Source organism: Rubrivivax rivuli (assembly GCF_004016505.1).
GTDB lineage: Bacteria > Pseudomonadota > Gammaproteobacteria > Burkholderiales > Burkholderiaceae_C > Rubrivivax > Rubrivivax rivuli.
Genome location: NZ_SACR01000002.1, coordinates 372,990 through 395,710, shown reverse-complemented (window position 1 = coordinate 395,710; position 22,721 = coordinate 372,990). Strand labels below are relative to the sequence as shown.

23 protein-coding genes are annotated in these 22,721 nt (G+C 70.2%); 13 read left to right on the top strand and 10 right to left on the bottom strand.

Annotation, left to right across the window (positions count from 1 at the left end):
- Positions 1 to 17: 17 nt before the first annotated feature.
- Together EOE66_RS06330 and EOE66_RS06325 are read right to left on the bottom strand one after the other, a co-directional pair.
- Positions 18 to 1,175: a M14 family metallopeptidase gene (locus tag EOE66_RS06330; RefSeq protein WP_310733097.1), complete on the bottom strand. Its 1,158-nt coding sequence runs from the start codon at positions 1,173 to 1,175 to the stop codon at positions 18 to 20.
- Positions 1,145 to 2,347, bottom strand: a complete 1,203-nt coding sequence (locus EOE66_RS06325) for a M20 aminoacylase family protein (protein ID WP_128227823.1) — start codon at positions 2,345 to 2,347, stop codon at positions 1,145 to 1,147. Before EOE66_RS06325 ends, EOE66_RS06330 begins: the two co-directional genes overlap by 31 nt.
- A 79-nt stretch (positions 2,348 to 2,426) precedes the next feature.
- Here EOE66_RS06325 and EOE66_RS06320 point away from each other — a divergent pair, with 79 nt between their 5' ends.
- From EOE66_RS06320 to EOE66_RS06305, 4 genes are all read left to right on the top strand, one after another.
- Complete coding sequence (locus EOE66_RS06320) at positions 2,427 to 4,496, top strand: molybdopterin-containing oxidoreductase family protein (protein WP_128227822.1); 2,070 nt, start codon at positions 2,427 to 2,429, stop codon at positions 4,494 to 4,496.
- Positions 4,497 to 4,552: 56 nt separating this feature from the next.
- Entirely contained in the window at positions 4,553 to 5,662 is a 1,110-nt protein-coding gene (locus EOE66_RS06315) for an aminopeptidase (RefSeq protein WP_128227821.1), read from the top strand.
- 22 nt (positions 5,663 to 5,684) lie between these two features.
- Positions 5,685 to 6,017, top strand: coding sequence for a polyhydroxyalkanoic acid system family protein (locus EOE66_RS06310; protein ID WP_128227820.1), 333 nt, complete (start codon positions 5,685 to 5,687; stop codon positions 6,015 to 6,017).
- A 118-nt stretch (positions 6,018 to 6,135) separates the two neighbouring features.
- Positions 6,136 to 6,729 carry a glutathione peroxidase gene (locus EOE66_RS06305; RefSeq protein ID WP_128227819.1) on the top strand — a complete coding sequence of 198 codons (594 nt, stop codon included), beginning with the start codon at positions 6,136 to 6,138 and terminating at the stop codon, positions 6,727 to 6,729.
- A gap of 12 nt (positions 6,730 to 6,741) precedes the next feature.
- Here EOE66_RS06305 and EOE66_RS06300 read toward each other — a convergent pair whose 3' ends face one another.
- Both EOE66_RS06300 and EOE66_RS06295 read right to left on the bottom strand, forming a co-directional pair.
- Entirely contained in the window at positions 6,742 to 7,887 is a 1,146-nt protein-coding gene (locus EOE66_RS06300; protein WP_128227818.1) for an ABC transporter substrate-binding protein, read from the bottom strand.
- Between the two features lie 7 nt (positions 7,888 to 7,894).
- The gene (locus EOE66_RS06295) at positions 7,895 to 8,149 is read right to left on the bottom strand and encodes an acyl-CoA-binding protein (RefSeq protein WP_128227817.1); all 255 of its coding nucleotides are present in this window, start codon (positions 8,147 to 8,149) and stop codon (positions 7,895 to 7,897) included.
- 107 nt (positions 8,150 to 8,256) lie between these two features.
- Between EOE66_RS06295 and EOE66_RS06290 the strand changes: the two genes are divergently transcribed.
- The 7 genes from EOE66_RS06290 to EOE66_RS06260 are packed head-to-tail and all read left to right on the top strand — an operon-like array spanning position 8,257 to position 15,447.
- Positions 8,257 to 9,696: a wax ester/triacylglycerol synthase family O-acyltransferase gene (locus tag EOE66_RS06290; protein WP_128227816.1), complete on the top strand. Its 1,440-nt coding sequence runs from the start codon at positions 8,257 to 8,259 to the stop codon at positions 9,694 to 9,696.
- Positions 9,697 to 9,719: 23 nt separating this feature from the next.
- Entirely contained in the window at positions 9,720 to 10,193 is a 474-nt protein-coding gene (locus tag EOE66_RS06285) for an SRPBCC domain-containing protein (RefSeq protein ID WP_128227815.1), read from the top strand.
- 41 nt (positions 10,194 to 10,234) lie between these two features.
- The gene (locus EOE66_RS06280) at positions 10,235 to 11,842 is read left to right on the top strand and encodes an ABC transporter substrate-binding protein (protein WP_128227814.1); all 1,608 of its coding nucleotides are present in this window, start codon (positions 10,235 to 10,237) and stop codon (positions 11,840 to 11,842) included.
- Positions 11,842 to 12,912, top strand: a complete 1,071-nt coding sequence (locus EOE66_RS06275; RefSeq protein WP_128227813.1) for an ABC transporter permease — start codon at positions 11,842 to 11,844, stop codon at positions 12,910 to 12,912. Before EOE66_RS06280 ends, EOE66_RS06275 begins: the two co-directional genes overlap by 1 nt.
- The gene (gene nikC / locus EOE66_RS06270) at positions 12,909 to 13,820 is read left to right on the top strand and encodes a nickel transporter permease (RefSeq protein WP_128227812.1); all 912 of its coding nucleotides are present in this window, start codon (positions 12,909 to 12,911) and stop codon (positions 13,818 to 13,820) included. Before EOE66_RS06275 ends, nikC begins: the two co-directional genes overlap by 4 nt.
- A complete protein-coding gene (locus EOE66_RS06265; protein ID WP_128227811.1) occupies positions 13,817 to 14,656 on the top strand; it encodes an ABC transporter ATP-binding protein in 840 nt (279 codons plus the stop codon). The genes nikC and EOE66_RS06265 overlap by 4 nt, the downstream gene beginning before the upstream one ends.
- The gene (locus EOE66_RS06260; protein WP_128227810.1) at positions 14,653 to 15,447 is read left to right on the top strand and encodes an ABC transporter ATP-binding protein; all 795 of its coding nucleotides are present in this window, start codon (positions 14,653 to 14,655) and stop codon (positions 15,445 to 15,447) included. The genes EOE66_RS06265 and EOE66_RS06260 overlap by 4 nt, the downstream gene beginning before the upstream one ends.
- A 4-nt stretch (positions 15,448 to 15,451) precedes the next feature.
- Here the strand turns inward: EOE66_RS06260 and EOE66_RS06255 are convergent, their stop codons facing one another.
- Entirely contained in the window at positions 15,452 to 16,537 is a 1,086-nt protein-coding gene (locus EOE66_RS06255; RefSeq protein WP_128227809.1) for a tartrate dehydrogenase, read from the bottom strand.
- Positions 16,538 to 16,672: 135 nt separating this feature from the next.
- On the opposite strand from EOE66_RS06255, the gene EOE66_RS06250 reads away from it, so the two are divergent.
- Positions 16,673 to 16,924, top strand: coding sequence for a hypothetical protein (locus EOE66_RS06250; protein ID WP_128227808.1), 252 nt, complete (start codon positions 16,673 to 16,675; stop codon positions 16,922 to 16,924).
- 13 nt (positions 16,925 to 16,937) lie between these two features.
- Here EOE66_RS06250 and EOE66_RS06245 read toward each other — a convergent pair whose 3' ends face one another.
- Genes EOE66_RS06245 through EOE66_RS06235 form a run of 3 tightly spaced genes read right to left on the bottom strand, consistent with a single transcriptional unit; the run spans position 16,938 to position 19,407 of the window.
- Positions 16,938 to 17,387, bottom strand: a complete 450-nt coding sequence (locus EOE66_RS06245) for a universal stress protein (RefSeq protein ID WP_128227807.1) — start codon at positions 17,385 to 17,387, stop codon at positions 16,938 to 16,940.
- A gap of 43 nt (positions 17,388 to 17,430) precedes the next feature.
- Positions 17,431 to 18,402, bottom strand: a complete 972-nt coding sequence (locus tag EOE66_RS06240) for a tripartite tricarboxylate transporter substrate binding protein (protein WP_128227806.1) — start codon at positions 18,400 to 18,402, stop codon at positions 17,431 to 17,433.
- Positions 18,403 to 18,426: 24 nt separating this feature from the next.
- A complete protein-coding gene (locus EOE66_RS06235) occupies positions 18,427 to 19,407 on the bottom strand; it encodes a Bug family tripartite tricarboxylate transporter substrate binding protein (RefSeq protein WP_128227805.1) in 981 nt (326 codons plus the stop codon).
- Between the two features lie 295 nt (positions 19,408 to 19,702).
- Here EOE66_RS06235 and EOE66_RS06230 point away from each other — a divergent pair, with 295 nt between their 5' ends.
- Entirely contained in the window at positions 19,703 to 20,383 is a 681-nt protein-coding gene (locus EOE66_RS06230) for a pseudouridine synthase (RefSeq protein WP_245478936.1), read from the top strand.
- On the opposite strand, the gene EOE66_RS06225 is transcribed toward EOE66_RS06230, so the two are convergent.
- Positions 20,361 to 21,956, bottom strand: coding sequence for an amidase (locus tag EOE66_RS06225; protein ID WP_128227803.1), 1,596 nt, complete (start codon positions 21,954 to 21,956; stop codon positions 20,361 to 20,363). The genes EOE66_RS06230 and EOE66_RS06225 overlap by 23 nt on opposite strands.
- A gap of 18 nt (positions 21,957 to 21,974) precedes the next feature.
- A complete protein-coding gene (locus EOE66_RS06220; protein ID WP_128227802.1) occupies positions 21,975 to 22,640 on the bottom strand; it encodes a TetR/AcrR family transcriptional regulator in 666 nt (221 codons plus the stop codon).
- Positions 22,641 to 22,721: the final 81 nt, after the last annotated feature.

Sequence of the window (22,721 nt, the reverse complement as noted above, 5' to 3'; positions counted from 1 at the left end):
GCCGCGCGGCGCGCGGCTCAGGCCTGCGACAGCCCGGCCAGCGCCAGCCGGGCGGCTGCCAGGCCCTGCGTGACGATCTGCTGTTTCCACAGCGGGGTGTCGGTGTAGAAGGCCTCGCGCATGGCGCTGCGGGCGGCCTCGCGGGTGTCGGCCGGCACGGTGCCAGGCGGCTGTGCGGCGCACCAGTGGTCGAAGCGCAGCGCCCACAAGGTCTGGGCCAGAGAAACCGTGCCGTACTCCAGGGCGATGCCGGTGTACTCGGCTCGCGGGCAGCTGTCTCGAGCGGCCTGCCACAGCATGCCGCTGATCTGGCTGGCGCTGCTGCTGCCGTCATGCAGCGCCGTCACCACGCCGCCATCGGCCTGCCACCAGGCGCGCGCGCGGGCCAGGGTCTGGGCATCGGCGGGCGCCGCGAAGATGCGTTCGCCATGGCCGCTGGGGCCCAGGCCGGTGTGCAGGTCGATCCAGGCCAGCTGCTGCACGCCAGCGCCATGCTGCCGCAGCACACGCTCGATGGCCAGGCGGCTCCACGTGGGCCCGCTGCCGCCGTAGAACAGGCCTAGCGGGTGCCGGTACTGCCCGCCGCTGACGGCCTGCTGGAAGCCGCGCTCGCCGTGCTGCTGCGTGTAGGCCTGCAGCGCGGCTTCGTTCTCTTCGCTGGGCGGCCAGGTGGGGGGCACCAGCAGGTGGGCCAGCGCGTCGTAGCCCGTGTTGGCCGGCCGGTGCAGGCCATCCAGACCCTCGAAGGCGATGAAGTTGCGGTTCAGGTCCACGCCCTCGTGCGTGACGCGCCGGCTGTGCGAGAAGCCGTGCGGGTTGAGCGCGTGCACGAAGAGCAGCGCCACGCCGGCGGCCTGCGCTTCCTGCAGGAAACCGGGGTTACCCAGCAGCGCGTGCTGCACGCCCGAGCCGCAGTGCCCTTCCACGCCGTGGCAGGCGCTGCTGATCACCAGCAGGCGCGGCAGGTCGAAACCACCCACACGCGCCACGTCCATCGCCAGGGCTTCGCCTTCAGCGCCAGGCAGCGGGTGGGCCAGCGTCTGCACCGTGGCGCCGGCGGCGCCGCTGGCGTCGAGGAACAGCCGCCGCGCGGCGCGGTAGCTGGGGGCGAAGTGGTGGTCGGCGTCCATGTGCAGCGCCGGGCTCAGCGCACCGGCGCCGGGGCCTTCAGCCACTCTTCGGCCAGGCGCACCCAGGCCGTGGCGCCCAGCGGGATCAGCTCGTCGTTGAAGTCGTAGCTGGGGTTGTGCAGCGTGCAGGGGCCCAGGCCGTGGCCGCCTTCGCGGTGCGCGCCGTCACCGTTGCCGATCATGAAATAGCAGCCCGGCTTGGCCTGCAGGAAGTAGCTGAAGTCTTCGGCGGCCATCGTGGGTTCGAAGCCCTGCACGTTCTCGGGGCCCACCACCTCGCCCAGCACGCGCTGCACGAAGGCCGTCTCCAACGGGTGGTTCACCGTGGGCGGGTAGTTGCGCTTGAAGCTGAACTCGCAGCGCGTGCCGAAGGCCGCGGCGGTGTGCTCGGCCACCTCGCGCATGCGCCGCTCGATGAGGTCGAGCGTCTCGATGCTGAAGGTGCGCACGGTGCCCTGCATCTCGCAACGGTCGGGCACCACGTTGGTGGCCTCGCCGGCGTGGATCATGGTCACGCTGATCACGCCCGGGTCCACCGGGTGCCGGTTGCGCGTGATGATGGTCTGGAAGGCCATCACCATCTGCGCCGCCACCGGCACCGGGTCGATGCCCAGGTGCGGCATGGCCGCGTGGCTGCCCTTGCCGTGGATGGTGATGCTGAACTCGTTGCTGCTGGCCATCATCGGCCCGTTCTTCACCGCGAAACTGCCCACGGGCATGCCGGGCCAGTTGTGGGCGCCGAACATGGCCTCCATCGGGAAGAGGTCGAAGAGGCCGTCCTGGATCATTTCGCGCGCGCCGCCGCCGCCTTCTTCGGCGGGCTGGAAGACGAGGTAGACCGTGCCGTCGAAATCGCGGTGCCGGGCCAGGTGCTTGGCCGCGGCCAGCAGCATGGCGGTGTGGCCGTCGTGGCCGCAGGCGTGCATCTTGCCGGGGTGCTGGCTGGCGTGGGCGAAGGTGTTGTGCTCGGTCATCGGCAGCGCGTCGATGTCGGCGCGCAGGCCCACGGCGCGGCTCGACGTGCCGTTCTTGACGATGCCCACCACCCCCGTCTTGCCCAGGCCGCGGTGGATGGGGATGCCCCAGTCGGTGAGCGCCTTGGCGATGACATCGGCCGTGCGCACTTCCTGGAAGCACAGCTCCGGGTGCGCATGGATGTCGCGGCGCAGGGCCGTGACTTCGGCCGCGTCGGCCAGGATGGGTTCGATGAGCTTCATGACAGCAGGCCCCTCAGTGGAAGGCGGATCTTAGCCAGCCCCCCGGCGCTGTGCCGGGTGGGTGTGCGATAGTCTTTCGATGAGTTCCGCTTCCCTCGGCGCGCCCGGCGCGCCTGCCGCCACCGTGGTGCAGGGCGCCTGCCCGCACGACTGCCCCGACACCTGCGCGCTGCACATCACCGTGGAAGACGGCCGCGTCACGCGCGTGGCCGGCGACCCGGAGCACCCGCCCACCCACGGCGCGCTGTGCACGAAGGTGAGCCGCTATGCCGAGCGCACCTACCACCCCGAGCGCGTGCTCACGCCGCTGAAGCGGGTGGGCAAGAAGGGCGAAGGCCGCTTCGAGCCCGTGGGCTGGAGCGAGGCGCTGGCCGACATCGCCAGCCGGCTGCAGCGCATCGCTGCGCGCAGCCCCGAAGCCATCCTGCCCTACAGCTATGCCGGCACCATGGGGCTGGTGCAGGGCGACGGCATGGCCGCGCGCTTCTTCCACCGGCTGGGCGCGAGCCTGCTCGACCGCACCATCTGCGCCAGCGCCGGCGCCGAGGGCCTGATGGCCACCTACGGCGGCAAGGTCGGCATGCACGTGGAGTTCTTCGCCGAAAGCAAGCTCATCCTGGTGTGGGGCAGCAACCCCATCACGAGCAGCGTGCACTTCTGGAACTTCGCGCAGCAGGCCAAGCGGGCTGGCTCCAAGCTCGTCTGCATCGACCCGCGCCGCACCGAAACGGCCGAGAAGTGCCACCAGCACATCGCGCTGCGCCCGGGCACCGACGGTGCACTGGCGCTGGGCCTGATGCACGAGCTGATCACGCACGAGCTGCTCGACCACGACTACGTGAACCGCTTTGTGGAAGGCTGGCCGGCGCTGCGCGAGCGTGCACGGCAGTGGCCGCCCGAGCGCGTGGCGCAGGTCTGCGGCCTCACGGCCGACGAGGTCCGCGGCCTGGCACAGGACTACGGCCGCACGCGGCCTGCGGCCATCCGCCTGAACTACGGCATGCAGCGCGTGCGTGGCGGCGGCAACGCCGTGCGCCTGGTGGCGCTGTTGCCTTGTCTGACCGGCGCCTGGCGCCACCGCGCCGGTGGCCTGCTGCTGAGCAGTTCGGGCTGGTTCAAGGGCGTGCGGCACGACGCCTGGCTGCAGCGGCCCGACCTGCTGGGCCAGCGTACGCCGCGCACCATCAACATGAGCACCATCGGCGACGCACTGCTCAGCGAAGCTTCGCCCACCTTCGGGCCGAAGATCGAGGCCGTGGTGGTCTACAACAGCAACCCGGTGGCGGTGGCGCCCGAGAGCGGCAAGGTGGCGCAGGGCTTTGCGCGCGAGGACCTCTTCACCGTGGTGCTGGAGCACTTCCTCACCGACACCGCCGACCACGCCGACTACGTGCTGCCCGCCACCACGCAGCTGGAGCACTGGGACGCGCACAGCGCCTACGGCCACACCTACGCGCTGCTGAACCGCCCGGCCATCGCGCCGCTGGGGCAGGCGCGCAGCAACGCCGAGATCTTCCGTGCGCTGGCCGCGCAGATGGGCTTCGAGGAGCCCTGTTTCACCGACAGCGACGAAGCCTTGGCCCGCGGCGCCTTCGACGCGCGGCACGTCGACCTGGACGAGCTGTTTGCGCGTGGCTGGTCGAAGCTGAAGATCGCCGAAGCGCCTTTCGCCGAAGGCGGTTTCCCCACGCCCAGCGGCAAGGCCTGGGCCGACGCGCCGGGCTACGGCCTGCCCGACCATGTGCCCAACTATGAAAGCGCCGAGAGCGCGCCCGAGCTGGCCGCGCGCTACCCGCTGGCGATGATCTCGCCGCCGGCGCGGCACTTCCTCAACAGCACCTTCGTCAACGTCGCCAGCCTGCGCGCGGCCGAGAAGGAACCGCTGCTGGAGATGCACGCCGACGACGCCGCCGCGCGCGGCCTGGCCGACGCCACCGAGGTGCTGGTGTTCAACGACCGCGGCCACTACCGCTGCCGCCTGAAGGTGAGCGCACGCGCGCGGCCGGGCGTGGTCAACGGCCTGGGCATCTGGTGGCGCAAGCTGGGGCTGGACGGCACCAACGTCAACGAACTGACGCACCAGCGCCTGACGGACCTGGGCCGGGCGCCCACGTTCTACGACTGCCTCGTCGAGGTGCGGGCGGCTTGAGCGGCGGTGGACACACGGCACGCCAGCGGCGCAGGCCGCTCTGGATCGTCGGACTGATGGCCACGGGCGGCCTGATCGGCACCGTGCTGCTGGCGGCAGCGGCCGTGTGCCTCACCAGCGGCTGCAGCACCCTGGGCTACTACGCCCAGGCCGCCGGCGGCCACCTGGACCTGCTGCAGCGCGCCCGCCCCGTGGCCGAGGTGGTGGCCGACCCCGCCACGCCCGAGCCGCTGCGCCAGCGCCTGCAGCGCAGCCAGCAGATGCGCGACTTCGCCGTGCGCGAGCTGCAGCTGCCCGACAACGACAGCTACCGCCGCTACGCCGACCTGCAGCGCGAGGCCGTGGTGTGGAACGTGGTGGCCGCGCCCGAACTGGGCCTGACGCTGAAGACCTGGTGCTTCCCGGTGATGGGCTGCGTGGGCTACCGCGGCTACTTCAGCCGCGAAGCCGCCGAGGCCACGGCCGCGCAGCTCAAGGCCGAAGGCTGGGAGGTGATGCTCTACGGCGTGCCGGCCTACAGCACCCTGGGCTGGAGCAACTGGGTGGGCGGCGACCCGCTGCTCAACACCTTCATCAGCTGGAGCGAAGCCGAGCTGGCGCGCCTGATCTTCCACGAGCTGGCCCACCAGGTGGTCTACGTGGCCGACGACACCACCTTCAACGAAAGCTACGCCACGGCCGTGGAGCGCCTGGGCGGCCGCCTCTGGCTGGCGCAGCACGGCAGCGCCGCGGCGCTGGCCGAGGTGCAGGCCACCGAGCGGCGCCGTGAAGACTTCCGCGCGCTGACCTTGCGCGCGCGGCAGCGCCTGCTGGAGATCTACGCCGGCCCGGGCAGCGACGACGAGAAGCGCCAGGCCAAGGCCGCGGCGATGGCCGCGCTGCGCGCCGAGTACGCTGCCCTGAAGGGCGGGCCCTGGGGCGGTTTCGCGGGATATGACGGCTGGTTCGCGCGTGCCAACAATGCATCCTTCGGTGTGCTGGCCGCGTACAACGAGCTGGTGCCGGGTTTCGAGGCCTTGTTCGAGGCCGAAGCGCGCGATTGGTCGAGGTTTCATCGCGCCGTGAAGGAACTGTCAGCCCGGCCCGGAGACGAAAGACGACAACGGCTCGTGCAGCTGGGGGCGCGGCCCCCGGCGGCCGGCACCCCCACCCCTGCAACGCCTTGAAAGAAGCAGCGAGAACGACACCATGGCCGACATCCACATCCACCGAGAACACAGCCTGGGCCTGGCCCAGGCGCGCAAGATCGCCTGGCAATGGGCCGAAGAGGTGGAGAACAAGTTCGACATGGAGTGCACCGTGGTCGAAGGCGAGACCAGCGACACGGTGGAGTTCAAGCGCACCGGCGTCAGCGGGCGCCTGATCGTGGCCGGCGACCATTTCGAACTCGAGGCCAAGCTCGGCTTCCTGCTCGGGGCCTTCAGCAAGACCATCGAGGCCGAGATCACCAAGAACCTCGATGCCCTGCTGGCCAGCAGCAAGCCGGCGAAGAAGGCCGCGGCCCGCAAGACGGCGAAGTGATGCACGCCGGGCGCCCAGGCCTGCTGGCCGCCGGCGTTTAAGCCGCGTTTGCCCCTGAGGCCACGCGCCGCGGCGCTTGGTGGCAGCATCCGCGCTCCGTCATTGCCAGGGCCGTTCCATGAAAGTGCCATCGATCCTCGCTCTCTCCGTGCTGGCTGCCGCCTTGGGCACCACCGCCGCCGTGCCCGCATGGGCCCAGGCCGCGCCTGCGGCCGCGGCTGCTGCGGCCTGCCCCGCCTTGCTGCAGCACAGCTTCCCGCGCCTGCAGGACGAGAAGCCGCAGAACCTGTGCCAGTACGCCGGCAAGGTGCTGCTGGTCGTCAACACCGCCAGCAAGTGCGGCTTCACGCCGCAGTACGAAGGCCTGGAGGCGCTGAACGCCAGGTACGGCCCGCAAGGCCTGGTGGTGCTGGGCTTCCCGAGCGGCGACTTCGGCGGGCAGGAGCTGAAGGACAGCAAGGAGATCGCCGATTTCTGCTTCAACACCTACGGCGTGAAGTTCCCGATGTTCGCGAAGAGCTCGGTCAAAGGCTCGGCCGCCAACCCGCTGTACGTGCAGCTGATCCAGGCCACCGGCAAGACGCCGGGCTGGAACTTTCACAAGTACCTGATCGGCCGCGACGGCAAGCCGCTGGGCAGCTACGGCAGCAACGTCACGCCCACGGCGCCCACGCTGGTGGCCGAGATCGAGAAGGCGCTGGCTGCGAAATGAGACCGTGCGGCCTCAGCGCCGCACCTTGCCGTCGCCGGTGAGCATCGAGAGCTCGACGAACGTTGATCCACGCCGGTTGCGCGGCCCGAAGCTCACCTGGAAACCGCCTGCGTCGTAGCGCTGCATCGACTCCAGTGCGTCCACCAAGCTGGCGCGCGTGGGGTTGCCGCCGGCACGGCGCAGGCCCTCGGCCAGCACCTTGGCGGCGAGGTAGCCCTCAATGCTGCTGTAGTTGGCCGTGGCATCGCCACCGGCGCGCTTGACGGCGTCGAGGTATTCGCGCGCCAGGGCGTTGGTGGTGCTGAAGGGGAAGGGCATCACCTGGCTCACCACCACGCCCAGGCCGTCCTTGCCCAGTTCGTCGGCCAGGGCCTGCGTGCCCACGAAGCTGACGTTGTAGAAGGTGCCGCCGTAGCCGGCCTTGCGCGCTTCGCGCACGAAGGCAGCGCAGCTCTTGTAGGCGCTGATCTGCACCACCGCGTCGGGCATGGCCGGCACGATGGCCTGCACGGCCGCGGCCACGTTGACCGAATTGCGCTCCACCAGGCCCACGGCGGCGGGGGCCAGTTGCTGCGCCTTCAGTGCGCGCAGTACGCCGTCCAGCCCGGCCTGGCCGTAGCTGTCGTTCTGGCGGAAGACGGCGATCTTCTTGCGGCCGAGCGCGGTGAGTTGCTTCACGATGAGCGCCGTCTCGTCGTAGTACGAGGCGCGCACGTGGAAGACGTTGCGGTTGAAGGGCTCGCGCAGCGCCTCGGCACCCGTGAAGGCACCGAAGAAGGGGATGTTGGCCGCCGTCACCAGCGGCAGGGCGGCCAGCGAGGTGGGCGTGCCGACGTAGCCGAAGAGCGCGAACACCTCGTCGTCGATCAGCGTGCGCGTGTTGACGGCGCAGCGTTCGGGCTCGTAGCCGTCGTCCATCGCGCGCAGTTCGATGCGGCGGCCGTTGACGCCGCCTTCGGCGTTCAGGCGCTCGAAGAAGATGCGCGCGCCGCGGTTCATCTGCAGGCCCAGCTGGGCGGCTGGGCCGCTCATCGCGGCGCTCTGGCCCAGCAGGATGCGGCGTTCGCCTTGGGCCCAGGTGGGCAGGGCCAGGGCAGCGGCAGCGCCGCCGGCCAGGGTTTTCAGGGCCTGGCGGCGCGGCAGGGTCGCAATCGGCATCTGGGCTTTACTTCAGCGATTCGATGAGGTCGACGTAGGACTGCATGGCCTCTTCGGCGCTGGTGCCCTTGAGGGAGTCCCAGGCGTCGAACTTGGCACGGCCCACCAGGTCGGTGAAGCCGGGGCGCTTGCCCTGCACGTCGCCCTCGGTGGCTTGCTTGTAGAGCGAGTAGATCTTCAGCAGCGTCATGTTGTCGGGCTTTTCCGGCAGCTGCTTGCTGGCGGCAACGGCGGCTTCGAAGGTGGCTTTCAGGTCGGCCATGGCGGGGGGCTCCGTGGGTGAAAATCCTTGGTTGACGGGGCGGATGTTACCCAGCATCGTGCGCCGCGCCGGTGCCCCGCGCCCACCCCTTGCAGGAGTTCCTTCACATGTCCCATGCCGCCGAGCGCATGTCGCGGGTCGATACCGCCTGGCTGCGCATGGACAACGAGGTGAACCTGATGATGATCGTCGGCGTGTGGCTGCTCACGCCGGCCCTCACGCTGGAGGCGCTGCGCGAGCGCATCGAGAGCAAGCTGCTGAAGTACGAGCGCTTCCGCCACAAGGCCGTGGCCGACGCGATGGGCGCGACCTGGGTGCCCGACGACGACTTCGACATCGCCCGTCATGTGGTGCGCGCCACGCTGCAGCGCCAGCCCGGCGAGAGCGAACGCCACGCGCTGCAGCGCCTGTGCGGTGAACTGGCCATGACGCCGCTGGACCCGGCGCGCCCGCTGTGGCAGTTCCACTTCATCGAAGACTACGAAGGCGGCAGCGCGCTGGTGGCCCGGGTGCACCACTGCATCGGCGACGGCATCGCGCTGATCAGCGTGATGATGAGCATCACCGACGGCGGTGCCGAGCCGCCGAAACGCCGCAAGCGCGAGGCCGCCGAAGACGCGGGCGAGGCCGACTGGCTGGCCGATGCCGTGCTCAAGCCGCTGACCGACCTCACCATCAAGGCCATCGGCATGTACGGCGGCGGCATGGCCAAGAGCATCGACATGCTGGCCAACCCTTACCAGCCGCTGCTGGGCAGCATGGACATGGCGCGCACCGGCTACAAGGTGCTGGGCGACGTGGCCGCGCTGGCCGTGATGCCCGACGACTCGCCCACGCTGCTGAAGGGCAAGCCCGCCGGCCGCAAGGCCGTGGCCTGGAGCGAGCCGATGTCGCTGGACGCGGTGAAGACCATCGGCAAGGGCCTGGGCTGCAGCGTCAACGACGTGCTGCTGGGCTGCGTGGCCGGCGCCATCGGCGAGTACCTGCGCGGCCGCGGCGAAGACCCCGCGGGCAAGGAGATCCGCGCCATGGTGCCGGTGAACCTGCGCCCGCTCGACAAAGCCTGGCAGCTCGGCAACCGCTTCGGCCTGGCGCCGCTGGTGCTGCCCATCGGCATCAGCAACCCGGTGGAACGCACCTACGCCGTGCACCAGCGCATGAACGAGCTCAAGGGCAGCTACCAGCCGCTGCTGGCCTTCGCGGTGCTGGCGATGTCGGGCCTGTTCATCAAACCAGTGCAAGACGCCGTGCTGGGCATGTTTGCGAAGAAGGCCACCGCGGTGATGACCAACGTGCCGGGGCCTGCGGCGCCGCTGAAGTTCTGCGGCAGCACCTTGCGCCAGACCATGTTCTGGGTGCCGGCCTCGGGCGACATCGGCGTGGGCGTGTCCATCCTCAGCTACGGCGGCGGCGTGCAGTTCGGCCTGATCACCGACGCGGGCCTGTGCCCCGAGCCGCAGCAGATCATCGACCGTTTCGAGCCCGAGTTCGAGAAGCTGCTCTACCTCACGCTGATGCTGCCCTGGGCCGGGCAAGACGGCGCCTGACAACACCTCGCAAGGAGACCTGCATGACCATCACCGTCGACATCGACCTCGGCTACGAATTCACCGTCAAGGCGGGCATGAAGGACGTGTTCGACGTGCTCTCGCACGTGCCCACGTCGGCCAGCTTCTTCCCGAAGGTGGACAAACTCACCGAGATCGCGAAAGACACCTACCGCTGGGAGATGGAGAAAGTGGGCACCGCGCAGGTGAACATCCAAACCGTCTACGCCAGCAAGTACGTGACCGACCGCAAGAAGGGCACCGTGGTCTGGACGCCCGTGAAGGGCGAAGGCAACGCGCTGGTGGGCGGGCACTGGAAGCTGAAGGAAGGCAAGGCCGGCACCGAGATCGAGTTCAAGGTGGCCGGCAGCGTGGACGTGCCGCTGCCCGGGCTGATGAAGGCGCTGGTGGGGCCGGTGGTGAGCAGCGAGTTCGAGAAGCTGGTCGACAAGTACATCGCCAACCTCATCAAGAAGTTTGGAGGCGAGGTGGAGTGACACACTCTCGGGCTGTCGTCTTGATCGCCCGGAGTACTGTCTTGTCCCACCCCCAGTTCACCCGCCGCCGCCTGGGCCAGGCCGCGGCCGCTCTCGGTGCCACCGTCTGGTGGCCCGCCCAGGCCGCCACACCGCCCGACACGCTGGTGCTGGCCATGCAGCTGGACGACCTCATCAGCCTGGACCCGGCCGAGGCCTTCGAGATCACGGCTGGCGAGCTGCTGGGCAACACCTACAGCGCCCTGCTGCGCTACGACGTGGCCGAACCCAGCAAACTGGTGCCCGAACTCGCCACGCAGTGGGCGGTCTCGGCCGATGGCAAGCGATATAGCTTCACGCTGCGACCGGGCCTGAAGTTCGCCAGCGGCAACCCGCTCACCGCTGAAGACGTGGTGTTCAGCCTGCAGCGCGCCGTACTGCTGGACAAGACGCCGGCCTTCATCCTCACGCAGTTCGGCTTCAGCAAGGCCAACGCGAAAGAGCGCATCCGCCAGACCGGCCCGCTCACGCTGGAGCTCGACACCGACAAGGCCTACGCGCCCACGCTGGTCTACAACTGCCTGACGGCCGGCGTGGCGGCCGTGGTGGACAAGAAGCTGGTGCTGAGCAAAGAGGCTGGTGGTGACCTCGGCAACGGCTGGCTGAAGACCAACTACGCGGGCAGCGGCGCGCTGAAGATCCGCGAGTGGCGCGCCAACCAGCTGGTGGCATTGGAGCGCAATGATCAATACACGCTCGGCCCCAAAGCGCCCCTGGCCCGCGTGATCTACCGCCACGTGAAGGAAAGCGCCACGCAGCGCCTGCTGCTGGAAAAGGGCGATGTCGACATCGCGCGCAACCTCACGCCGCAAGACCTGGAGGCGGTGGCCGCCAAGCCCGAGATCGCCATCACCGCCACGCCCACGGGGCAGCTCATCTACCTGGGCCTGAACCAGAAGAACCCGGTGCTGGCCAAGCCCGAGGTGCGCGAGGCGATGAAGTGGCTGGTGGACTACGACGCCATCGCCGCGACGATCATGAAGAACATCGGTGTGGTGCACCAGAACTTCCTGCCGGTCGGCTTGCTGGGCGCCTCGAAAGAGCGGCCCTACAAGCTGGACGTGGCGAAGGCGAAGGCCTTGCTGGCCAAGGCTGGCGTACCCCAGGGCTTCAAGGTCACGGTGGACATGCGCACCACGCAACCCATCCAGGGCATCACCGAGGCCATGCAGCAGACCTTCGCGCGCGCCGGCATCCAGATGGAGATCATCCCCGGCGACGGCAAGCAGACGCTGACCAAGTACCGCGCGCGCAGCCACGACCTCTACATCGGCAACTGGGGCGCCGATTACTGGGACCCGCACACCAACGCCGACACCTTCGCACGCAACCCCGACAACGGCGACAACGCGGCCACCAAGCCGCTGGCCTGGCGCAACGCCTGGGCCATCCCCGAGATGACCAAGAAGGCCGACGCCGCCGCGCTGGAGCGTGACGCTGGCAAGCGCGCCAAGCTCTACCAGGAACTGCAGGCCGAGTTCCGCAAGACCAGCCCCTTCGTGATGCTCTTCCAGCAGACCGAGGTGGCCGCGCACCGCAAGAACGTGGCCGGCCTGCGTCTGGGCCCCACGGCCGACGGCACGCTGCTCTACAAGGTCAGCAAGCGCTGATGCGATGGCGTGAATCTGGGCCGTTGCGCGGGTTGCGCGCGGTCGGGGGCCTGGCCTTCTCGGTGGCGCTCACGCTGCTGGGCCTGCTGGCCGTCACCTTCTTCATAGGCCGCGTGGTGCCGGTGGACCCGGTGCTGGCCGTGGTGGGCGACCGCGCGCCCGAGCACGTGGTGCAGCGTGCGCGTGAAGAGCTGGGGCTGAACCTGCCGCTGCACGAGCAGTTCGCGCGTTACGTTGCCAAGGCCGCGCGGGGCGATTTCGGCACCTCGGTGCTGACGGCCAACCCGGTGTGGGAAGACGTGAAACAGGCCTTCCCGGCCACGCTGGAGCTGGCCACCTGCGGCATCCTCATCGGCGCGGGCCTGGGCGTGCCGCTGGGCGTGTGGGCCGCGGTGCGCCGCGGCGGCGCCGCCGACCACGCGGTGCGCGTGATGGGGCTGGTGGGCTACTCGGTGCCCATCTTCTGGCTGGGCCTGATGGCGCTGGTGCTCTTCTACGCCAAGCTGGGCTGGGTGTCGGGGCCGGGGCGCATCGACGTGGCGCACGAGTTCAGTGTCGACCGTGTCACCGGCCTGCTGCTGGTGGATGCGGCGCTGGCGGCGCGCAGCAGCGGCGACTGGTCGGCCTTCCGCAGCGCCTTGAGCCACCTGGTGCTGCCGGCCAGCCTGCTGGGCTACTTCTCGCTGGCCTACATCAGCCGCATGACACGCAGCTTCATGCTGCACGAGCTGGCGCAGGAGTACATCGTCGCCGCGCGCGCCAAGGGCCTGAGCGAGGCGCGCATCGTCTGGCGCCACGCGCTGCGCAACGCGATGGTGCCGCTGGTGACGGTGATCGCGCTCAGCTACGCCGGCCTGCTGGAAGGCAGCGTGCTCACCGAGACGGTGTTCTCCTGGCCGGGCCTGGGCCTGTACCTCACCAACAGCCTGCAGAACGCAGACATGAACGCCGTGCTGGGCGCCACGCTGGTGGTGGGCACGGTCTTCATCGTGCTGAACCTGCTGAGCGATGCGCTGTACCGGATGCTCGATCCGCGAACGCGAGACACCCGCGCCGAGGTGCCGCGATGAAGGCGCAATGGCAAGACCTGCAGCAGTGGCTGCTGAGCGACCGCCCTGCCTCGCGCCGCCAGGCCGCCTGGGGCCGCGCCTATGCCGGCTGGCGCAGCTTTGCTCGCAACCGGCTGGCGTTGGTGGGCCTGGTGCTGGTGCTGGCGCTGGTGGTGCTGGCCGTGCTGGCGCCGTGGATCGCGCCGCACTCGCCCACGGTGGGCGACCTCGCGCAGCGCCTGCAGCCGCCCTCGGCCACGCACTGGTTCGGCACCGACGACCAGGGCCGCGACATCTTCAGCCGCCTGCTGCACGGCAGCCGCATCACGCTCTTCGTGGTGGTGCTGGTGGCGGTGCTGGCCGCGCCGATCGGGCTGCTGGTGGGGACGGCGGCCGGGTATGCCGGCGGCTGGGTGGATGCGCTGCTGATGCGCATCACCGACATCTTCCTCGCCTTCCCGCGGCTGATCCTCGCGCTGGCTTTCGTGGCCGCCCTGGGGCCGGGCATCGAAAACGCGGTGATCGCGATCGCCATCACCAGCTGGCCGCCCTACGCCCGCATCGCCCGCGCCGAGACGCTCACGCTGCGCCAGGCCGACTACATCCAGGCCGTGCGCCTGCTCGGCGCCGGGCCGGTGCGCGTGGTGCTGCGCCACGTGATGCCGATGTGCGTGCCCAGCGTCATCGTGCGCGTGACACTGGACATGGCCGGCATCATCCTCACCGCCGCCGGCCTGGGCTTCCTGGGCCTTGGCGCGCAGCCGCCCCTGCCCGAGTGGGGCGCGATGATCGCCGCCGGCCGCGCCTACGTGCTCGACCAGTGGTGGGTGGCCGCCGCACCGGGTGCGGCCATCTTCATCGTGAGCCTGGCCTTCAACCTGCTGGGCGACGGCCTGCGCGACGCGCTGGACCCGAGGGCGGCGTCATGAGCGAGGTGCTGTTGACGGTGGACGACCTGCGCGTGGCCTACCCGCGGCGCGAAGGCGGCCTGCAGGAAGTGGTGCGCGGCGTGAGCTTCACGCTGGGCCGCGAGCGCCTGGGCATCGTCGGTGAATCGGGCAGCGGCAAGAGCCAGACCGGCCGCGCCATCCTGGGCCTCACGGCGCCCGGTGGCGTGGTCAGCGCGAAGGCCTTGCAGTTCGGTGATGTGGACTTGCTGCGCTGCCCGCCACGGCAGCGCCGCGCCTTGCGTGGCGGCCGCATCGCGATGGTGCTGCAAGACCCCAAGTACTCGCTGAGCCCGGTGATGCGCATCGGCGCGCAGATCGAAGAAACGCTGCGCATGCACACGCGCTGCACAGCGGCCGAGCGCCGCGCACGCATGCTGCAGGCGCTGGCCGATGTCGGCATCGACGACCCGCCGCGCGTGGCGCGCCTCTACCCGCACGAGGTCTCCGGTGGCATGGGCCAGCGCGTGATGATCGCGATGATGCTGGTGGCCGGGCCCGAGCTGCTGATCGCCGACGAACCCACCTCGGCGCTGGACGTCACGGTGCAATTGCAGGTGCTGGGCGTGCTCGACCGCCTGGTGCGCGAACGCGGCATGGGCCTGATCTTCATCTCGCACGACCTGCGCCTGGTCAGCAGCTTCTGCGACCGCGTGCTGGTGATGTATGCCGGCCGCGTGGTGGAGACCCTGGCCGCTTCCGAGCTGCACAACGCGCAGCACCCCTACACACGCGGCCTGCTGCACTGCCTGCCGCAGCTGGACGCACCGCGCCACCCGCTGCCCGTGCTGCAGCGCGACGAGGCCTGGGCGCGATGAACGCAACGCCAAGCACCACGCCGCTGGGCCTGCACGTGCAGGGCCTGCGTGTGGTCTACGGCAGTTTCGCCGCGGTCGAGGGCCTGAGCTTCGACGTGGCGCCGGGCGAGAGCTTCGGCATCGTCGGTGAATCGGGCAGCGGCAAGAGCACGGTGCTGCGCGCGCTGTGCGGCCTGGCGCCGCGCACGGCGGGCGAGATCGGCCTCACCAGCAGCGAGCCTGGCGCTGCGCTGCCGCCGCCCGGCAGCCTGGGCTGGCGGCGCGCGGTGCAGATGGTCTTCCAAGACCCCTACGGCAGCCTGCACCCGAGGCAGACGGTGGACCGCATCCTGGCCGAGCCCCTGGCCATCCACGGTCTTGGCGAAGGTGATGAACGCGAGGCCCGCATCCAGCAGGCGCTGGACGAGGTGGGCCTGGGCGCGGGCTTCCGCTTCCGCTACCCGCACCAGCTCTCGGGCGGGCAGCGCCAGCGCGTGGCCATTGCGCGGGCCTTGATCCTGCAGCCGCAGGTGCTGCTGCTGGACGAGCCCACCTCGGCGCTGGACGCCAGCGTGCAGGCCGAGGTGCTGAACCTGCTGGAAGCGCTGCGCGCACAGCGGCGCCTGAGTTTCGTGATGGTGAGCCACGACCTGGCGGTCGTCACGCACCTGTGCCAGCGCCTGCTGGTGATGCAGGGCGGCCGTGCGGTGGAAACGCTGGCCGCAGCCGACCTGGCGGCGCGCCGCGTGCAGGCGCCCTACACGCAGCGCTTGATGGCAGCCGCCGCGGGCTTCGTGCGGCCGGCCGCCTGACCGTTCAGACCCCCGCGGCCACCCGGGCCGCGATGGCCTGGCCCATCACCGTGGTGCTGGCGCTGCCGCCCAGATCGCGCGTGACTTCGCTGCGCGGGCCCGTCAGCGTGGCTTCGATGGCGCGCAGGATGGCGTCGTGCGCCGCCTGCTCGCCCAGGAACTGCAGCATCAGCGCGGCGCTCCAGATCATCGCCACCGGGTTGGCGATGTTCTGGCCGTAGATGTCGGGCGCGCTGCCGTGCACGGGCTCGAAGAGGCTCGGGAAGGTGCGCTCGGGGTTCAGGTTGGCCGAAGGCGCCAGGCCGATGGTGCCGGTGGTGGCCGGGCCCAGGTCCGACAGGATGTCGCCGAAGAGGTTGCTGGCCACGACCACGTCGAAGCGCCCGGGCTGCAGCACGAAGCGGGCGCTCAAGATGTCGATGTGCTGCTTGTCCACCGCCACGGCCGGGTAGTGCGCATGCATGGCGTCGGCGCGGCCGTCCCACCAGGGCATGCTGATGGCAATGCCGTTGCTCTTGGTGGCCACCGTCAGGTGCTTGCGCGGGCGGCTGTTCGCCAGCTCGAAGGCGTACTTCAGCACGCGGTCGCTGCCGTGGCGGCTGAACACGCTCTCCTGGATCACCACCTCGCGCTCGGTGCCCTCGAACATGATGCCGCCGAGCTTGGTGTACTCGCCCTCGGTGTTCTCGCGCACGATGAAGTAGTCGATGTCGCCGGGCTTTCGGCCGGCCAGCGGGCAGGGCACGCCTTCGAACAGGCGCACCGGGCGCAGGTTGATGTACTGGTCGAACTCGCGGCGGAACTTCAGCAGGCTGCCCCAGAGCGAGACGTTGTCGGGCACCGTGGCCGGCCAGCCCACGGCGCCGAAGAGCAGCGCATGCTGGTCTTGGAGCTGCGCCTTCCAGTCGGGCGGCATCATGTCGCCGTGGGCGGCAAAGTGGTCGCAGCTCGCCCATGCGATGGGCGTGAGGTCGAGCTGCACGCTGAAGCGCTGCTGCACGGCCTGCAGCACGCGCAGGGCTTCGGGCATCACTTCCTTGCCGATGCCGTCGCCGGGGATGACGGCAATGCGGTGGACAGGCTGGTTCATGGTGGGCGCGGTGGGGCTGTAGAAGGCGCCAGCATCGTACGGGGCCGCACGGCGGGCCGGCGTGTGGGCTTTGCTTAGGGCCGTGCCCCGCCTGCACGGCACGCCCGCCCTTGCTCGTGCGATAGTGCGGCCCCCATGACCGAGTTCGAACCCGACCCCTACCGCCCCATCAACCGCCGCCGCCGCGTGCTGGTGGCTGTGCTGGCCGTGGGCACGGCGTCTTTCGGGGTGTGGGCGATGACACGCAAGTCGGGCCTGGTGCGCAACGCGGCGCTGCACCCGGTCGACGTGCCGGCCTGCACCGCGGGCCAGCGTGCCGACCCCAAGGCCGGCTGCGTGGGCAGCATGACGAGCGTGATCAGCGTGCCGGCTTCCGGCGCGCGCTGAACACGCCGACGTTTCAGCCCCTCGCGCCTTCGCTCGGCCGCGGCGGGCGCACCACCGTCACCGGCACCGGGCTGTGCGCCAGCAGCGCCAGCGCCACGCTGCCCACCGGGTGGGCTGTCTCGCCGGCGCCTCGGGCCCCCATCACCACGGCCTGGCAGCCGTAGTTCTCGATCAGGTCCACCAGCACGTGGCCGGGGTCGCCGCCGGCCACCTCGCTCTCGAAGCCCAGCCCCGCGGCATCGAGCATGGCCTCGGCGGTGCGCAGCAGGTCGGCGCCGGCGTCGGCGCGCACCTGGTCCAGCACCACCGGGTCGTGCGCCACCACCACCTCGTACAGCGAAGGCGGCTCCTGCACGTTGGCCAGCACGAAGTGGGCCTTGAGGCCCCCACGCACCAGTTGCACCGCGTGGTGCACCGCCGCCAGCGAAGCCAGCGATCCGTCGACAGGCAGAAAGATCTTCATGGCTTGAGTGTGCGCCTTTGCCGCGGGCTGGTGAACGCCGGCCTCAGGTCTTCATCGCCATGCCCAGGCGTTCGATGGTCGCCTTCTCGGCCTGGAAGGTTTCACGCGCCCACTTGGTGTACTGCTCGGTGCCCATGTAGATGATGGTCTGGTCGAACTTGTCGAAGATGGCCAGCACGGCCGGGTCTTCCAGCGTCTTGCGGAAGGCGTCGTGCAGCGTGCGCGTGACAGCCGGGTCCATGCCCTTGGGGCCGCACACGCCGAAGGGCGAATCGCTCACGGTCTTGTAGCCCAGCTCGGTGAGCGTGGGCACTTCGGGCCAGCGCTTGGTGCGTTTGCTGCCGTAGGTGGCAATCAGCCGCAGCTTGCCGCTGGCCACGTGCGGGGCCCAGCCGGTGGCGTCGCTCGCGCCCATGGTGTGGCCGCCCAGGATGGCCTGCATGTTGTCGGCGTTGCCCTTGAAGGGGATGTGGTTCAGCGTGATGCCGGCGCGCTGCGCGAACTCTTCCATCGCCAGGTGCGGGCTGGTGCCGGTGCCGGTGCTGCCGTAGGTGAACTTGCCCGGGTTGGCCTTGGCGTAGGCCACGAGATCGGCCACGCTCTTGATCGGCCCCTCGGCCGGCACCACGAGGCCGAAGGTGTAGCCGGTGAGGCAGGCGATCCAGGTGAAGTCGGACAAAGTGTCGAAGGTGGTCTTCTGCATGTGCGGGATGCGGAAGACGCCGTGCGGCAGCTGGCTCAGCGTGTAGCCGTCAGGCTTGGCACTCACCAGTTCGTTGGCGCCCAGCATGCCGCCGGCGCCAGGCTTGTTGTCGACGATGATCTGCTGGCCCAGCGTCTTGGCCGCGCTCTCGGCGATGGCGCGGATGACGGCATCGGTGCTGCCCCCGGCCGGCCAGGGGCAGATGTAGCGGATGGGCCGCGCCGGGAAGGCCTGCGCCAGGCCCAGCGAGGGCAAGGCCAGCGTGGCGGCGCCCGCGGCGGCGGTGGTGAGGACGTGGCGGCGTGTGGTCATGCGGTGTACTCCGTTGGCAAGGGGTCAGTCTGCTTTGGCGCCAGAGTCTTTGACGACCTTGGCCCATTTCGTGATCTCTCTCGCCTGGTAGGCGCTCAGTTCCTCCGGGGTGCTGATCCACGGCTCCAGGCCCAGGGTCTTCATCTTCTCGGCCACGTCGGGCAGCTTGTAGACGCGCTGCATCTCGGCGTTGAGCCTGGCGACCACGTCTTTCGGCGTGCCGGCCGGCGCGAACATCGCGAACCAGGTGGTGGCCTCGAAGCCGGGCACCGTCTCGGCCACGGTGGGCACGTCGGGCGCGGCGGCGCTGCGCTTGGCGGTGGTCTGTGCCAGCGCGCGGATCTTGCCTTCCTTGGCCATGGGAAGCGCCGAAGGCATGTTGTCGAACATCACCTGGATGCTGCCGCCCACCAGGTCAGGAATGGCGAACTGCCGGCCCTTGTAGGGCACGTGAGTCATGCTGGTGCCGGTGAGGCTCTGGAAGAGCTCGCCCGAGACGTGCACCGATGTGCCGATGCCCGGGCTGCCGAAGCTCAGCTTGTTCGGGTTGGCCTTCATGTAGCTGATGAGCTCGGCCACGCTCTTCACAGGCAGGTCGTTGTTCACCACCAGCAGGTTGGGCGCCGAAGCCACGTGCCCCAGCGGCGCGAAATCGCGCACCATGTCGTAGGGCATCTTGCTGTAGAGCGCGCCGTTGATGGCGTGCGTGCCCACCGTGCCCATCACCAGGGTGTAGCCGTCGGCCGGCGCCTTGGCCACCATCTCGGCGCCGATGTTGCCGCCGGCGCCGGGCTTGTTGTCCACCACCACGGGCTGGCCGAGCTGGGCCTTGTCGGCGAACAGCCGCGCCAGGATGTCGGGCGCGCCGCCGGGCGGGAAGGTCACCACCAGGCGGATGGGCTTGTTCGGGTAGGCCTGCTGGGCGCCGGCGGGGCCGGCCAGCAAGGCTGCGGCGGCCACGCCCGAGAGCGCGGCCAAGGCTTTCAAGAAGGTCTTGCGCTGCATGCACCTGTCTCCTGCTTCGCCGTGCGGCAAGACAGCCGCCGGGGGGCTCTGCCGGCCCCGGCGCAGGATAGGACAAGCCCTGCGGCATGCGTCTGCGCACAAGCCCTGACGGGTTTCCCCGCGGCTTGTCGCTTGCGGGACAAGAGACCCGGCGGATGCCCTGGCCACGGGGCGAGGGGCCGCCTCGCGGCCGTGTCGCGCAGGGTCGACGGGACCCGCCGGTGGGCTAAGCTGCAGGCTCCACCACCGGAGACCGCCCGTTCGCCTGACCCTGCTGCACGAGGACGCCGAACTCGTGGCGATCGACAAGCCCGCCGGGCTGCTGGTGCACCGCACGGCCCTGGACGCCCACGAGCCGCTCAACGCGCTGGACCTGCTGCGCGCGCAGTTGGGTGAGCCCTTGTGGCCCGCCCATCGCCTGGACAAGGGCACTTCCGGCGTGCTGCTCTTCGCCCGCAGTGCCGACGCGGCGCGGGCCATCGGGGAAGAGTTCAGGGCCGAGTTCAGCGCCGGGCGCGTGGCCAAGCAGTACCTGGCGCTGGTGCGCGGCTGGCCGGCGGACGAGGGCCTGGTGGACCACCCGCTGGCCCGCGACCCCGAGCGGCCCTCCACCGGTCAGCCGCACTTGCAGGCCCTCACGCGCTGGCGTGTGCTGGCGCGTCACGAATGGCCTTTTCCGGACGGCCGCCATGCCAGCAGCCGCTATGCCTTGGTCGCGGTGTGGCCCGAGACCGGCCGTCGGCACCAGATCCGTCGCCACTTCAAGCACCTCGCACACCCGCTGGTGGGCGACAGCACCCACGGCAAGGGGCCGCACAACCGCGCGGTGGCTGCTTGGCTGGGGACGGCGCGGCTGTGGCTGCATGCCCAGCGGCTGACCGTGGCCGGCCGGGTGATCGAGGCCCCGCCCGGGCCCGAGTGGGCAGCGCTGGGCGCGCAGGCCCCGGGCGCGGCTACACCGGCACGCTGCGCTTGACGTAGGCCGGTGCGCAGCGGTGCTGCGTGGCCTGCTCGAAGGCCAGCCCATAGGCCAGCAGCTGCGCTTCGGTGTAGGGCCTGCCGACGAAGCTCAGGCCCAGCGGCAGCCCTTGCACGAAGCCCGCCGGCACCGTGAGGTGCGGGTAGCCCGCCACCGCCGCCGGCGTGCTGAAGCTGCCGCCGTAGTGGTCGCCGTTGACGGGGTCGATGAGCCAGGCCGGGCCGCCGGTGGGGGCGATCAACGCGTCCAGGCGGTGGGTCTCGAAAGCGCGGTCCAGGCCTTCGGTGCGCGCGCCCTTCACGCAGGCTTCCAGCGCTTCGCGGTAGGCCGGGCTGTCCAGGCCGCCCAGGGCCTGCGCCTTCTCGAAGAGCTCTTGCCGGAACCAGGGCATCTCGCGCGCCGCGTGCTGGCGGTTGAAGGCGATGACGTCGGCCAGGCTCTGCACCTTGGCCTGCGGCGCGTAAGTCTTCAGCCAGACCGCGAGATCGTGCTTGAGTTCGTGGAGCAGCACACTGAGTTCGGCGTCGCCATAGCCGGGCGCGGGCAGGCCGGCGTCGTCGACGATGGTGGCGCCGAGTTCACGCAGCTTGGCGATGGCGGCTTCCAGCACGGCATCGGCTTCGTCGTTGCCCGTGAAGTAGGCGCGCGCCACGCCCATGCGTACGCCCTTCAGGCTGGCGGCCGCCAGCGGACCGGTGGGCGCCGCGGGCTGCTTCAGCGTGACGGCGTCGTCGGCATCGGGCCCGAGCATCGCGGCATAGAGCAGTGCGGCATCCGCCACCGTGCGGGTCATCGGACCGGCCGTGTCCTGGCTGTGCGCGATGGGGATGATGCCGGCACGGCTCACGCGCCCGATCGTCGGCTTCAGGCCCACCAGGCCGTTGATGGAAGCCGGCGAGACGATGCTGCCGTCGGTCTCGGTGCCCACGCCCAGGGCGCACAGGCTGGCGGCGATGGCGGCCCCCGTGCCCGAGCTGCTGCCGCTGGTGCTGCGGTCCAGCGCGTAAGGGTTGCGCGTGAGGCCGCCGCGCGCGCTCCAGCCGCTGGTGCTGCGCGTGCTGCGGATGTTGGCCCACTCGCTGAGGTTGGTCTTGCCCAGGATCACGGCGCCGGCCTCGCGCAGGCGCTTCACGATGTGCGCGTCGCGGTTGGCGCGCACGCCATCGAGGGCCAGCGAACCCGCGGTGGTGGCCATCTTGTCGGCGGTGGCAATGTTGTCCTTCAGCAGCACGGGCAGGCCGTGCAGCGGGCCGCGCAGTTTGCCGGCGCGGCGCTCGGCGTCGCGTTCACGCGCGATGGCCAGCGCGTCGGGGTTCATCTCGATCACGCTGTTGAGCTTGGGGCCGCGGCGGTCGAGGGCCTCGATGCGCGCGCTGTAGCCCTTCACCAGCGCTTCGGCCGTGGTGCGGCCGGTCTGCAGCGCTTGCGCCAGGGCGTTGGCGCTGGCCTCCTGCAGGTCGGGCAGGGCGGCCGTGGTGGCCTTGTTCGGGGGCTGGGCGTTGCTCATCGCAGAAGCTTTCAGGGTGGCAGCGCCCGCAGTGGCGGCCAGAAGAAGAGAGCGGCGTTGCATCGTTGGGTGTCGGGCGGTTCAGGGGTTCAGGTAGGCCGCCGCCAGCGCGTGCAGGTGCTCGCGCGAGGCGGTGTCCAGGTGCGGCAGCAGCAGCGCCAGCGCGTGGTAGCCGCCGCGGCCCATGGCGGCGGCGGCGCTTTCGGGCTCCAGCGCCTTGCGCGGTTCGCGCACGTACTCGAAGCTCAACCAGTAGGTCACCAGCACCACCATGCTGGTGGCCAGCGGCGCGGCCTCGGCACTGGTCAGGCGGACGGCACCGCTGCGTGACAAACCGTCCAGCAGCGCGTGCATGGCCTTGGCCTTGTTCTTCAGCACGAACTGGAAGTGCGTTTCCAAGCGGCGGTTCTTGCTGAGCAGGTCATTGAGGTCGCGGTAAAGGAAGCGGTAGCCCCACACCAGCTCGAAGAGCATGTGGAAGAAGAGCCAGGCGTCTTCCACGTTCTCCACGCCATCGGCGGCGTGCAGGATCTCGGCCAGCGCCTTTTCGTAGCGGTCGAAGAGCGCGTTGATGAGTTCGTCTTTGGCCGGGTAGTGGTAGTACAGGTTGCCCGGGCTGATGCCGAGCTCGGCGCTGATCAGCGTGGTGCTGACATTGGGCTCACCGAAGCGGTTGAAGAGGTCGAGCGTCACTTCCAGGATGCGCTCGGCGGTGCGGCGGGGCTTCTTGGTGGGCTTGGGCGACATGGGCTGGATTCTGTGGCCGGCGCGCAGCGGGGCGGCTGCCTACAATCCCGCGCTCTGCGCAGGCCCTTCTGGCCTGCACGC

Bases quoted from the DNA above. Each gene is read 5' to 3' on its own strand.
- EOE66_RS06310 (WP_128227820.1), top strand. From the start codon at position 5,685: ATGGCCGACATCCACATCCACCGAGAACACAGCCTGGGCCTGGCCCAG.
- EOE66_RS06235 (WP_128227805.1), bottom strand. From the start codon at position 19,407: ATGCAGCGCAAGACCTTCTTGAAAGCCTTGGCCGCGCTCTCGGGCGTG.
- EOE66_RS06285 (WP_128227815.1), top strand. From the start codon at position 9,720: ATGACCATCACCGTCGACATCGACCTCGGCTACGAATTCACCGTCAAG.
- EOE66_RS06225 (WP_128227803.1), bottom strand. From the start codon at position 21,956: ATGCAACGCCGCTCTCTTCTTCTGGCCGCCACTGCGGGCGCTGCCACC.
- nikC (WP_128227812.1), top strand. From the start codon at position 12,909: ATGAAGGCGCAATGGCAAGACCTGCAGCAGTGGCTGCTGAGCGACCGC.
- EOE66_RS06265 (WP_128227811.1), top strand. From the start codon at position 13,817: ATGAGCGAGGTGCTGTTGACGGTGGACGACCTGCGCGTGGCCTACCCG.
- EOE66_RS06275 (WP_128227813.1), top strand. From the start codon at position 11,842: ATGCGATGGCGTGAATCTGGGCCGTTGCGCGGGTTGCGCGCGGTCGGG.
- EOE66_RS06255 (WP_128227809.1), bottom strand. From the start codon at position 16,537: ATGAACCAGCCTGTCCACCGCATTGCCGTCATCCCCGGCGACGGCATC.
- EOE66_RS06260 (WP_128227810.1), top strand. From the start codon at position 14,653: ATGAACGCAACGCCAAGCACCACGCCGCTGGGCCTGCACGTGCAGGGC.
- EOE66_RS06290 (WP_128227816.1), top strand. From the start codon at position 8,257: ATGTCCCATGCCGCCGAGCGCATGTCGCGGGTCGATACCGCCTGGCTG.
- EOE66_RS06240 (WP_128227806.1), bottom strand. From the start codon at position 18,402: ATGACCACACGCCGCCACGTCCTCACCACCGCCGCCGCGGGCGCCGCC.
- EOE66_RS06325 (WP_128227823.1), bottom strand. From the start codon at position 2,347: ATGAAGCTCATCGAACCCATCCTGGCCGACGCGGCCGAAGTCACGGCC.
- EOE66_RS06320 (WP_128227822.1), top strand. From the start codon at position 2,427: ATGAGTTCCGCTTCCCTCGGCGCGCCCGGCGCGCCTGCCGCCACCGTG.
- EOE66_RS06295 (WP_128227817.1), bottom strand. From the start codon at position 8,149: ATGGCCGACCTGAAAGCCACCTTCGAAGCCGCCGTTGCCGCCAGCAAG.
- EOE66_RS06245 (WP_128227807.1), bottom strand. From the start codon at position 17,387: ATGAAGATCTTTCTGCCTGTCGACGGATCGCTGGCTTCGCTGGCGGCG.
- EOE66_RS06315 (WP_128227821.1), top strand. From the start codon at position 4,553: ATGGCCACGGGCGGCCTGATCGGCACCGTGCTGCTGGCGGCAGCGGCC.
- EOE66_RS06305 (WP_128227819.1), top strand. From the start codon at position 6,136: ATGAAAGTGCCATCGATCCTCGCTCTCTCCGTGCTGGCTGCCGCCTTG.
- EOE66_RS06300 (WP_128227818.1), bottom strand. From the start codon at position 7,887: ATGCCGATTGCGACCCTGCCGCGCCGCCAGGCCCTGAAAACCCTGGCC.
- EOE66_RS06250 (WP_128227808.1), top strand. From the start codon at position 16,673: ATGACCGAGTTCGAACCCGACCCCTACCGCCCCATCAACCGCCGCCGC.
- EOE66_RS06220 (WP_128227802.1), bottom strand. From the start codon at position 22,640: ATGTCGCCCAAGCCCACCAAGAAGCCCCGCCGCACCGCCGAGCGCATC.